Source organism: Chitinophaga fulva, assembly GCF_012927205.1.
Taxonomy (GTDB): domain Bacteria; phylum Bacteroidota; class Bacteroidia; order Chitinophagales; family Chitinophagaceae; genus Chitinophaga; species Chitinophaga fulva.
Genome location: NZ_JABBGC010000001.1, coordinates 1,738,768 through 1,750,592, shown reverse-complemented (window position 1 = coordinate 1,750,592; position 11,825 = coordinate 1,738,768). Strand labels below are relative to the sequence as shown.

Here is an 11,825-nt window from a genome sequence, read left to right as displayed (position 1 = left end):
TTAGTTGTGTTTTTTGACTATTTAAGGTTGGCTTCCCTGAATACCACGTTCAATCTTGCCGGGAATAAGCGGGCCTGTTTGATCACGAGTTGGCCCTCATAACTACCGAGGAAGGTAGCAAATCCCGCGCCTAAACCATGGTAAGGCTCTTTCAGACAAAAGTAGAAGCCACGTTTTAATGGATAGGATCCGATACCAATGTAAGCCTGATAAGGCAATACAAATTCCGAACCATTATCCGCTCTCAGCTTTACAACGGACACCTTATTGGTGAATGCAAGGGCCAGTGAATCGCTGGGATCAGAGATCCAGCTCACACCTATCACACCGATTGCGTCCTTGTTTTTGGAGACGTAATCTATCACTTCCGGGTTAGTCTTGGCTGCCATGGTATTGGCTGGCAAAGGTTTACCTTTATTGATGGAATCCTGAATATAACGTACGGTGCTTGAGTTGGCATTATCAAACACCAGTTGCCATTTTCTATCTTTATTAGTGCCGTCCATGATGCCGCGCACCTGGTCCATCGTGAGGATAGAATCAGGATTGGCGTGATTCACCACCAATGCCAGCGCATCCCACGCCAGCATCAGGCTTTGTGGTGTGATCTTTATCTTCTTAAAGTAATCACGTTCAGCAGCGTTAAAATCGCGTGTCACGATAATCAGGCGGGCACTATCATTTAAAAGATCTTTAAAGCACTCTGCTTCCGGTTTGTAGGAAGCAATGATATGTGCCTTCGGATACAACGATTCAAAAACCTTGATTTCTGAATCCAGCAGCGGTTTATACGTTTCATCCACACTGACACGTATTTCACCTTCTGTGGCGGTATCCACTTTTTTCGCATTAGGATTGGGGCTGCAGGCCGCCAGTAGTAATGTCAAGGCTGTTAAATATACAGCATACTTTTTAGTAATCCTGAAAAACATATCTTCCACGCTTTAATTCCTTTTAAAAAATAACTTCCTGATACCATTATATACCCTGAAAAGACCATAAAGCATTAACGCGATGCCTAATATCATCATCCATTGCGGGGATATACGGAATTCACCCAGTCCCAGCTTTTCCGCGAAGATTGCGAAAAGCCCGAAAAGTATAAAGAAGATACCTCTTATCAGTTCACCCATAGGTCTGTACCGGTTTTCCGGTAGCCTGTTTGTTTGTTCGTCTTGCATTTCCATCTTGCGATTTACAATTATACAAAAAAATATTTTTTAATCTGGAATCTGGAATTTTAGAGGAATGTTAAAAAAAAGCTACAAAACCCTTACCGGATGCTTATTGAAACGCAATTTGAGGCATTTTTTCAACATGTTGTAATTTTTTGATTTAAAATTTCATCATTTTCCGATGTTTATAGTTGACATCTCTGCACCCTGTATGGGAAGCAAAATCAGCCGGTGGACTGCTTTTGTTGACTAAAAGATGCAAATAGATGAACATTTCCATAATAACTTGTAGGTTTGCGGGCTGATACGCAATTCTCTGAAACGATGAAGATACTGATGGTATGCCTTGGTAATATCTGCCGCTCGCCCCTGGCGGAAGGTATTATGCGGCAACTTGCACAAGAAAAGGGGCTGAACTGGGAAATAGACTCTGCCGGTACCGGCAACTGGCATGTAGGCCATTCGCCAGACCATCGCGCCATCCGCGAAGCACGCCGCCAGGGCGTGGATATCTCCGGCCTCGCTGCCCGGCAGTTTGAAACGGCCGATTTTGACCGGTTTGACCGCATCTACGTCATGGACCATAATAACCATCGGGACGTATTGAAAAAGGCCCGTAGCGAAGCTGATAAGGCCAAAGTACGACATCTGCTGGCAGATGATCAGGACGTGCCGGACCCCTGGTTCGATGACGCACTCTTTGCCCCCGTATATCAACTGATTTATGATGCCTGTAAAGACATCGCCGATCAGGAACAATAACCACCACTATAATATTTTTTGAAGATGATAAAACCCGGTATTCCCAACGGAACCCGCGACTTTGGCCCCGTTGTAGTCAGAAAACGTAACTATATTTTCCGGACCATCCGCGAAACATTTGAAGTATTCGGCTTCCAGCCACTCGAAACACCCGCTATGGAGAACCTCTCCACCCTCACCGGCAAATACGGCGAGGAAGGCGATAAACTCATGTTTAAAATACTCAATAACGGCGATATATTCCCTAAAGCACAAGCTGCCACCGATAATAAATCCCTGGTGGCTGCTGTCACTGAAAAAGCGCTCCGGTACGACCTCACCATCCCGTTTGCCCGGTACGTGGTCATGAACCAGAACGATCTCGCCCTGCCCTTCAAACGCTACCAGATGCAACCGGTATGGCGCGCTGATAAACCCCAGCGTGGCCGCTATCGCGAGTTCTATCAGTGTGATGCCGACGTGGTAGGCAGCAACTCCCTCCTCAATGAAGTGGAACTGCTCCTCATCTACGACACCGTGCTCACCAAACTGGGACTGCAAGGCTACGAACTGCGCATCAACAACCGTAAAATACTGAGCGGCCTGGCCGAAGTGATCGGCAAACCCGAACTGCTCACAGATATTACCATTTCTATCGATAAACTGGATAAGATCGGCGCGGAAGGCGTACGCAAGGAACTGGCCTCCAGAGGACTGACCGACGCGGATATCGCTACCATCGAGACTTTCCTGGCCATCAACGGTACCAGCGAGGAGAAACTGGCACAGCTCAAAACCCTGCTCCAGTCATCCCCTACTGCCCTCAAAGGCATCGAGGAACTGTCCTATGTGCTTAACTCCGGCTTCGGCACCTTCAATACCACACCGGAAATCGACGTTACCCTGGCCCGTGGCCTCAACTACTACACCGGCATGATCGTGGAAGTAAAAGCGCCACCCACCGTGAAAATGGGCAGCATCGGCGGCGGTGGCCGATACGACGACCTCACCGGCCTCTTTGGCCTTAAGGGCATCTCCGGCGTGGGCATCTCCTTCGGAGTTGACCGCATCTACGACGTACTGGAAGAACTGCAACTGTTCCCACAGGAAGCACAGCAATCCACCAAAGTACTGTTCCTGAACCTCGGGGATGAAAGCGCCCGCGCTTGCTTCAATTACATGATGCAACTCCGCGCCAAAGGCATTGCTGCTGAACTGTTCCACGAGAACGCCAAAATGGACAAACAGCTGAAATACGCCAATAAAAGAGGCATTCCTTATGTGATCATCCTCGGCGAAGCGGAACTGCAGGAAGGCCTGGTAGCTGTGAAAAACTTCAGCACCGGCCAACAGGAGAAAATCAACGCAGCGCAACTGGCGGATTACAACTTTTAATGTTCACTTATCAACATAAAAAAAGCGGAGATCAATGATCTCCGCTTTTTTTTATCTGTAATTAATCTGCTTATTTCTGTCTTTTGGCAAATTCAGCTTTCGCACTTTCCAGGTATTCGATAAATGCGTTGGCATCTTCCTTCGGGTCATAACCATAGCCTTTATTCACGAGCGCAGCCCCTGTCAGGTCTACCGGAATATAATACGGCTGGGAATTACGGTTGAAGTGAGTAGCCTCGAGGTCCAGGTTTTTCTGACCAATATCTTTGATCTTGGTGCCATCAAACTTGGAAACATACCGTTCTGCTTCCGGCAGGGAAGTCTTCTCATCGGTATACAGAGAAGCAACAATGAAATCATTGCGCAGGATCTTCATCACCGCCGGATTGGACAGCACTGATTTTTCGAACTTACGGCAGTTCACACAGGTGTGACCGGTAAAGTCGAGCATCAGCGGTTTGTTGGCCGCTTTGGCCGCTGCCAGTGCTTCTTCGTAATCAAAGAATACGTTTTCCACACCCGGGATTTCAGAATGCAGGATATCCACCAGTTTTTTCGGTTTGATGGCATTGGCATGGCTGCCGGTGTTACCACCGCCGCCACCACCGCTTTCCAGCGATGCCTGTATATCTACCAGTGACTTGTTCAGGTTGAAGTCCTGTGAGCCTTCATGAGGCAGGAAGCCGCTGATGCCTTTGAGCGGAGCGCCCCACATGCCCGGGACCATATAGATCACGAAAGTGAAGGTAACAATCGCGAAGCAGAGGCGGGTCACGGTCAGGAAAGGCACATCGCTGTCGTGGCTGAATTTCAGTTTACCGATCAGGTACAGTGTCAGCAGGCCGAAGATCGCGATCCACAGTGCGAGGAAGATCTCACGGTCCAGCAGGTTCCAGTGGTAAGCCATGTCCACATTGGACAGGAACTTCAGGGCCAGCGCCAGTTCCACGAAGCCGAGGGTAACCTTCACCGCGTTAAGCCATCCGCCGGATTTGCCCAATTTATTCAGCAGGCCGGGGAACAGTGCAAACAGCGAGAAAGGAATGGCCAGTGCCAGCGAGAAGCCGAACATGCCCACCAGCGGGCCGGAGTTACCACCTTTCGCCGCCAGTACCAGCAGGTTGCCCAGGATAGGACCGGTGCAGGAGAAAGATACGATAGCCAGCGTGAGGGCCATAAAGAAGATACCTATAAAACTGCCCATGCCAGCCCTGGAGTCAGACACGTTAGCCCAGGAGCTGGGCAGCGAAATCTCAAACGCTCCCAGGAACGAGAAGGCAAACAACAGGAAGATCACGAAGAAAATCATGTTGGCAATACCATTGCTCGCAAGGGAGTTGAGCGCGCTGGCACCAAATATTTTGGTGATCAGGAAGCCCAGCAGGGTATAAATAACGATGATGGACAGCGAATATATAAAGGCATTTTTAATGCCCTGTGCCCTTGTTCCACTACGTTTGGTAAAGAAGCTCACCGTGATGGGGATCATGGAGAACACGCAAGGCGTGATCAGGGCGATGAAACCGCCACCGAAACTGGCCAGGAATATCCACATCAGGGATTTGTTGGAAGCATCGTCTTCTGCCACACCGCCAGCGGCAGTGCCATCAGCAGCAGGCGCCACGGTGCTGCCGTTACCGGCAGCGGCTGGTGCTACTTCCACATCAAAAGCAGCTTCTTCGGGGAGCACTTCTTCTCCTTTCAGCACCATGTAGGTGATGTTGCCTTTGATTTTACCGGAAGCAGGCGTGCCTTTAATGTCGGCTACCAGCTCAACTTCGTTTTCAAAGTATTTAATATCAAGGTTGTCGAACAGCGGTTCTTTGCGCTGCAAGAGCTTACCTTTTTCAGTAATAGTGCCCAAAGTAAGTTTGGTGGCGCTGTCGGGAACAATGCGGGTATTCGGGTCATCGTTGCCCATCGTTGTGGAAAACAACAGCGCTCCTTTTTCTATCGTTGCCTTGGCATGGAGTACGTATTCCTGGTCGTTTTTCTTTTCGGCGGAGAACTCCCACTTAACAGGCTTAGGGCTCTGGTCTTGCGCGTTGGCACCGAAGGTGAATAGCAGGAAGACCGGTATCAGCAATGAAAGCAAATGCTTCATATAGTCAATAGGCTTTAAAGAATATACAGTAGATTAAACGACAACGAGTCCCCCGGGAGGAACTCGTTCATCGTATAGACATATTTTTGGTGATGGTGTGCAATTATTTTCCTCCCACACTTACCGCAAATTCCACTTCTTTCGGAGGCAGGCACTGATGATCGTCACATACCATGAACTCTACGGAACCTTTCACTTTGGTAGCTGCTTTACCTTTAACAGTCACAGTTTGTACGAAATTGACACTGTTCTCGTAGTATTTCAACTCGGAGTTAAAGTTTTTATCGAAAGATTTGTGCAGTTTACCATTTTCTTTCACTTTACCGTCGGTAGCTACCAGTGGATTTTTAGTGAATTTGAAGCTGGTAGGGACCGGGCCTTCGCCTGCTTCCTGCGCATATAAGTGCCAGCCGTTTTCGATGGTGGCGGTAGCATGCACTTCGTAAGTGGTGGCATTTACCTTTTTGGCGGTAAAGCTCCATTTAACCGGATTCTCGATCTGTGCGCTAGCCAGGATAGGCAGGGCGAACAGGGCCAGTGCTGTGAGTAATTTTTTCATGTTTTTCTTTTTAATTGGTTGGTTGGTTGATTGATAACTGATTAATTATTGTTGATCAAACTTTGGAGGATCAGCTGTCCGTCAGTGTTACCGAGCGCGTTGCTGGTAGCTCTTTCCGGGTGAGGCATCATCCCAAATACGTTTCTCTCTTTATTACAGATGCCAGCGATGTTACGGATGGCACCGTTATGGTTAGCTGAGTCAATAATGTTGCCAAACTCATCGCAGTAGCGGAAGAGGATTTGTTTGTTTCTTTCCAGTTCGTCCAAAGTGGCGTCGTCAGCATAGTAACGGCCTTCACCATGGGCAATCGGGATCATCAGCGGGCGACCGGTTACGTCTTTAGTGAGGGAAGCCACGTTGTTTTCGCTTTTCAGGAAAACGTTTTTGCAGATGAACTGCTGGTTCTGGTTACGCAGCAGTACGCCTGGCAGCAGTCCTGCTTCGCACAATACCTGGAAACCGTTGCATACACCTATCACACGACCGCCTTTGTTGGCAAATTCGATCACGCTCTGCATCATAGGGCTGAACCTGGCGATGGCGCCGCAACGCAGGTAGTCACCATAGGAAAAACCACCCGGTAATACAATACAATCTGTTGTGCTGAATGCGCTCAGGTCTTTATCCTTGTGCCACAGCTCTATTACTTCCTGCCCCAGATCGTTGCGCAGGGAATCAATCATGTCATGATCACAGTTAGAGCCCGGAAAGGTGACAACACCAAATTTCATCTGAAAATGTTTTGTGTTTATATGTAAATAATATTTTATAAATCGACTTTCCCTCCTTATTCACATGATATTAAACCATTATGTCAAAGCCACCGGGAAAGGACAAAATTACTTCTCCATTCGCAATTTTCCATTGCCGCTCATCCTGATTTAACAAAATACTGGCAGCCAATTAGTTAAAAAAGCGGTTTAACTGAAATATTGCATGACGATCATATACCCCAGTACAATGAAGTGAATGACATTGGCGAAGGTTTCGTTGGTAACAGACCAGAATACGTTGCCGGCAAACATCGCTACGGGCAAAACCGCCAGCACCCAATATGCAGGAGAGAAATGTACATTGAAGAAAGGCACCAGCATGGCCACCGCCACATATACAATCAACACCGCCCATATTTTACGGCCCTGGATCAGCATTTTCATCAGCGGACGCTGCAACAGCAGCCAGCCCAGCACAAAGAACAACAGGCAGGCAATCATCGCCCCCCATACTTTATAATCAGTGATCAGCGGCAGCGACAGCCCTATGTTGGGAATCTGCCGCAGCAGGGTCATCTGGTTCGTCAAAAACAGGTAAGTACCCATCAGGTATATCGGACAGATAAGCCCCAGAATGGCAATAATCCACTCTGCCAGCCGGAAGGCACGCATAATCAGCATACTCACCAGCAGCAACAGGCAGAAAATAATGGAAGGGAAATAAATCAATCCACACATACCAAGGGCAAAACCGATGTTAAACACCACATCACGCGCCGAAGTCCGTGTGTACAGTTCCGTTATACTGGAAAACACCCACAGCATGATCACATTCACCAGCAACGCCGGAGAGAAAACATTCCAGCTTTGTAACAGGGACGTAAACAAGAGGTAACACATCGCCGGCAGATAAGTAGGCTTCGGAAACAACCGGTGATGATTGATGACCTTCGTCAGCAGCAAAGACTGCAACAGGATCAGCATCACCGCCAACGCGGTAAATACAAAAGGACTGCCACCGGTGAGCACCTGCAGCCATTTGACCAGCAGGCTATACAAAAGGCCTTCAGACCCATCCGCCATATGTGCGGCAGGATGTATCAGATAATAGAACTTAACCAGTAATGTGTATATCAGCAAGAGCAATACCGTAAGCGGATTGCCTGAACGGAAAAATCGTATCACAGTGCAAAGGTGTGATTAAAAGTCAATTTTAGCAAAGCAAATATAGTTTCTATATACACACGGAACCAACACCGTCCGGGCACTGATTTGTTTTCCGTACCGGGGCATCCAGGTAAAACCCTTGTCCAGATTGCGCAGGGTAGGCATACGGGTTACCTTTCCACCCGGGGCCAGGCTTGCGTCTGTCAGCAGATAACTGCGCCTGTCCAGCTCATTGTACAGAAAACGCAGCTCACTGCCGATGTTCACCATCAGGTAAGACAGGTACAGGTCTGCATTATCATCGTACTGGCTTTTGCGGACAAAGTTGTTCCACTGCATATTGCCTTCTTCATCGAAAGACAGAACAGCCACGTTATCGTAATGATAGCGTACTCCCTGTGAATTGTTCCAGTACCACGGGTTGTAATACCACGGAGAATAAGGAGAGTAGTAGTAAGGGGAATAATACATACCGCCATAAGGGGCGCCGTACATATAGTTCCAGCGGTTCCACGGCTGATAGCGGGAAGAGGTATAAAACGATTCCGCAGTCAGCAAAAATCCGCCGTTGGCGGTATTGATGACCTTGCGGATGAAATAATCATTAAAAGCACTGGCGGTGTTGGATTCCCCGCGGGCATTCATCTTCAGCTCATTGGAAAACACCACTGATTTTTCGTAGAGCGGCTTGTTGTTCTGATAATCGTACTTGTACAGGTACATGCCTTCCACATTGCCCCGCTTCTGTTTATAGTAGAAAGCGGTGATCAGGGCTGTATGCCGGTTGTTGTCCAGCTTCATTTTCACTTCATCGAGGAGCTGGCCTTTGAAAGACAGGGGCGATACCTCAAAACTATCTACCAGCGCACGTTTCATCACAAAATTGCCACTTACCACATAATCCCGGTTAGATGTACGTTCCAGTTTATTGAACACCAGATCGCCTTCATTGGTCAGGCTGAAATTGCTGAGGAACTGTTTCCGGCCGGACATCGGCAGTGACAGACGGCTGTTGTTGACCAGCGTCATGGCGCTGTCGTACAGGAAAGTATAGAATACGTTGTTATCTTCCTTATCCTGGTTGATTTTATAAACGAGGATACGGCGTTTGTCTTCAGACACCTCCATAGAATACACTTTGTTTTCCTTGGAGTACATGCCGATACGGGTAGAGTCTATCATTACCGGCGCATCGTTGAACCGGGCTTCGGGCGTCATGGTGGCGCAGAAGCTGAACACCGCGTCTTTACGCTGGAACTGGTAGATCATCAGCACTTTGTCGGGATAGGCCACGAAGTCCATGCTGATCACTTTCCTGGGCAGGAAGTCCAGTTTTATCCGGTCTTTCAGTTGCATATCAGCATCATAAACAGACACGGAATAGTCGCCCCGGTCAGTTTTATAGACGAGTATATTGCCGCCCACCTTACCTATGATTTCAAATTCGGTACTTTTGTAATCATCTTTTTCTGGTTCGGAATAGGAGATTTTCTGCGCTACTGCTGCGCTGCCAGCGAAGAGCAGCATCAGTAACAGTTGGATGCGGTATAGCGTGTGCATACTCTAATGTAATTTCAATAATGCTGATGATGAAAATGGTAGATGACACGAACAGCCGCGTCATTTCCAAACTTACACTAAAAATCAGAAATTAATACGGCAATTTACACGATGTAAACCGCGTCTTTACTTAAATACCAAAAGGCGGGATTTATTGTGTATTTTTAATAAAATATTTTTAAAGAGATATACCTGATGGAAACCGTTATGATAACCGGTGGTACGGGACTGGTAGGAACGGCACTAACCCGGCTGCTATTGGAGCGTGGCTATAAAGTGATCATCCTCACCAGGAAACCGGAGAAAGGCAGCAATACAGCTGTCCGTTACGCCGCCTGGGACGTGGACAATCAAACACTGGATATTAATGCCCTGCAGGAGGCCGATTATATCGTCCATCTGGCAGGCGCCAATGTAGCAGAGAAACGGTGGACAGCAGCCCGGAAGCAGGAAATACTGGAGAGCCGTACCCAAAGCAGTGAACTGATCGTTAAAACCCTGCAAACCTTTCCCAATAAAATCAGAAAAGTAATCAGCGCTTCCGCCACCGGATATTACGGGGAAACGAAGGGGCGTGCCTTTATCGAAACAGACCCACCGGCGACCGACTTCCTTGGCAGCACCACGCTGGCCTGGGAACAAAGCATTGCGCCGGTAGCGGCACTAGGCAAGAAGCTGGTAATTTTTCGTACCGGCATTGCGTTGAGCCGGGAAGGCGGCGCCCTGAAGGAATTCTATAAGCCGCTGAAGTTTGGCTTTGCCACGGTACTAGGGTCCGGCGACCAATACATCAGCTGGATTCATATACAGGACCTGGTGAGATTATATTTTAATGCCATTGTGAACGAGCCCCTGGAAGGCACCTATAATGCCGTAGCACCGCATCCCGTACGGCATAAAGAGCTGGTGCTTGCCATGGCGCATGCCGCCAAAGGCAACAGCTTCATTACCAGCTATGTGCCGGCCTTTGCCCTGAAGCTGGCGCTGGGGGAAATGAGCATTGAAGTATTAAAAAGTGTGAACGCCTCTTCCCAGAAAATACAAAACACCGGTTTTCAGTTCTCCTACCCCACTATCGGCGAAGCCATGGAGCAACTATTCAAATAACCGTACCATGGCAGCTGCTTTGAGCAGGCATTCTTCCCATTCCAATTCAGGATCGCTGTAGAAGGTAATAGCGGAGCCGGTCTGAAAAGACAGGTATTGCCGTGTGTCATTATAGATAATACTGCGGATTACCACGTTGAAATCAAAGTCACCTTCCGGTGTAATATACCCTACTGCGCCGGAATAGAGCCCACGGCGGCTTTGCTCATATTCTTCTATCAGCTGCATGACGCGGATTTTGGGGGCGCCGGTCATGGAACCCATAGGGAACGTATGTTTCAGAATGTCGGTCAACAGGGTACCAGGGGCCGTTTCCGCCGCCACGGTAGAAATCATCTGATGTACCTGTGCAAAAGAGTAGATACCGCACAGTTCTTTTACGTGTACGCTGCCCCGTAAAGCAGTATGCGATAAGTCATTACGTACGAGGTCCACCACCATGATATTTTCCGCCCTTTCTTTGGGATTGTTACGCAGCGCTTCCTGCAGCGCGCTGTCCAATGCCGGGTCAGTATCTTTTCTGCTGGTGCCTTTGATAGGTTGGGAGATGACGGTGTTGCCTGTTTTCTGCAGGTATCTTTCGGGGCTGGAGCTGATCAGGTAACGGTCCTGTAAACGGTAGTAGGCCGCAAATGGTGCGGGTGACGAGGCATTCAGCTGCGAGAATAACGCAGGCGGATAAACGCTGACGTTTTCCATGAAGTTTTCACGGCAGAAGTTGACCTCGTAGCAGTCGCCTCGCAGGATATGTGCTTGTATGCCTTTCACGGCATTGATGTAGCGGTCATGGTCCAGGCGGGCCTGAAGGGCGGTCAACCGGGGCGCTGACGGCGCATTAACGGTAACGGGCATACGAAGACAGTCCTGGTAAACGGCCATAGCATCTTCGATGGAGAAATTAATTCCGCCGATATGGGCTTGATTGTTTTTCAGGAGAATGATGACCCGGGGCTGAAAGAAGTGCATATCCGGGAATCCGGTACCATCGGGATTTTCAGAGCGCAGGCCCGGGGCTGTTTCGTTTTTGAGGTCGTAGGCAAGGTGGCCAAAGAGCCAGTCGCGATGGGTGGCATAGAATTGCTCCAGCGCGGGGAAGGCGTTACCGGCGGCGGCCTCCAGTGTTTGCAGCGCATCTGCGGCCAGCAGGGCTTCAAAACGATGATAAGCGGATGGATAGTTATTGTTATCCAATAAACAACAAATGTTGAACTGGTTAGCCCAATTCAACATTCGTTGTTTAAATACTTTCTGATCGTTGACCGGAAAAGTGTGAAATATTCTGATACTAATCGCTTTTAATC

At 48.6% G+C, this 11,825-nt stretch carries 11 protein-coding genes; 3 read left to right on the top strand and 8 right to left on the bottom strand.

The genetic code is table 11. The annotated features are described in order from the left end of the window. Positions 1–17 precede the first annotated feature (17 nt). Both HHL17_RS07360 and HHL17_RS07355 read right to left on the bottom strand, forming a co-directional pair. Positions 18–887 carry a substrate-binding domain-containing protein gene (locus HHL17_RS07360; protein WP_169224105.1) on the bottom strand — a complete coding sequence of 290 codons (870 nt, stop codon included), beginning with the start codon at positions 885–887 and terminating at the stop codon, positions 18–20. A 57-nt stretch (positions 888–944) separates the two neighbouring features. Then, the gene (locus HHL17_RS07355) at positions 945–1,187 is read right to left on the bottom strand and encodes a hypothetical protein (RefSeq protein WP_206155930.1); all 243 of its coding nucleotides are present in this window, start codon (positions 1,185–1,187) and stop codon (positions 945–947) included. 312 nt (positions 1,188–1,499) lie between these two features. Here HHL17_RS07355 and HHL17_RS07350 point away from each other — a divergent pair, with 312 nt between their 5' ends. Together HHL17_RS07350 and hisS are read left to right on the top strand one after the other, a co-directional pair. After that, entirely contained in the window at positions 1,500–1,937 is a 438-nt protein-coding gene (locus HHL17_RS07350) for a low molecular weight protein-tyrosine-phosphatase (protein ID WP_169224103.1), read from the top strand. A 24-nt stretch (positions 1,938–1,961) separates the two neighbouring features. Then, the gene (hisS, locus tag HHL17_RS07345) at positions 1,962–3,311 is read left to right on the top strand and encodes a histidine--tRNA ligase (RefSeq protein WP_169224102.1); all 1,350 of its coding nucleotides are present in this window, start codon (positions 1,962–1,964) and stop codon (positions 3,309–3,311) included. A 70-nt stretch (positions 3,312–3,381) separates the two neighbouring features. Here hisS and HHL17_RS07340 read toward each other — a convergent pair whose 3' ends face one another. From HHL17_RS07340 to HHL17_RS07320, 5 genes are all read right to left on the bottom strand, one after another. Then, positions 3,382–5,415 carry a protein-disulfide reductase DsbD family protein gene (locus tag HHL17_RS07340; protein WP_169224101.1) on the bottom strand — a complete coding sequence of 678 codons (2,034 nt, stop codon included), beginning with the start codon at positions 5,413–5,415 and terminating at the stop codon, positions 3,382–3,384. A 103-nt stretch (positions 5,416–5,518) separates the two neighbouring features. After that, on the bottom strand, positions 5,519–5,974 hold the full coding sequence (locus HHL17_RS07335; RefSeq protein WP_169224100.1) for a protein-disulfide reductase DsbD domain-containing protein: 456 nt from the start codon (positions 5,972–5,974) through the stop codon (positions 5,519–5,521). A 41-nt stretch (positions 5,975–6,015) separates the two neighbouring features. Continuing rightward, positions 6,016–6,708 (bottom strand): phosphoribosylformylglycinamidine synthase subunit PurQ, encoded by a 693-nt coding sequence (purQ, locus tag HHL17_RS07330; RefSeq protein ID WP_169224099.1) that lies wholly within the window; start codon positions 6,706–6,708, stop codon positions 6,016–6,018. 189 nt (positions 6,709–6,897) lie between these two features. Further along, positions 6,898–7,875, bottom strand: coding sequence for a hypothetical protein (locus HHL17_RS07325; RefSeq protein ID WP_169224098.1), 978 nt, complete (start codon positions 7,873–7,875; stop codon positions 6,898–6,900). Positions 7,876–7,890: 15 nt separating this feature from the next. Then, complete coding sequence (locus HHL17_RS07320; protein ID WP_169224097.1) at positions 7,891–9,417, bottom strand: hypothetical protein; 1,527 nt, start codon at positions 9,415–9,417, stop codon at positions 7,891–7,893. Between the two features lie 195 nt (positions 9,418–9,612). Here HHL17_RS07320 and HHL17_RS07315 point away from each other — a divergent pair, with 195 nt between their 5' ends. Beyond that, the gene (locus tag HHL17_RS07315) at positions 9,613–10,524 is read left to right on the top strand and encodes a TIGR01777 family oxidoreductase (protein ID WP_169224096.1); all 912 of its coding nucleotides are present in this window, start codon (positions 9,613–9,615) and stop codon (positions 10,522–10,524) included. Here HHL17_RS07315 and HHL17_RS07310 read toward each other — a convergent pair. Next, positions 10,513–11,754, bottom strand: a complete 1,242-nt coding sequence (locus tag HHL17_RS07310; protein ID WP_169224095.1) for an anthranilate synthase component I family protein — start codon at positions 11,752–11,754, stop codon at positions 10,513–10,515. The two genes, HHL17_RS07315 and HHL17_RS07310, sit on opposite strands and share 12 nt — an antisense overlap. Between the last annotated feature and the right edge of the window lie 71 nt (positions 11,755–11,825).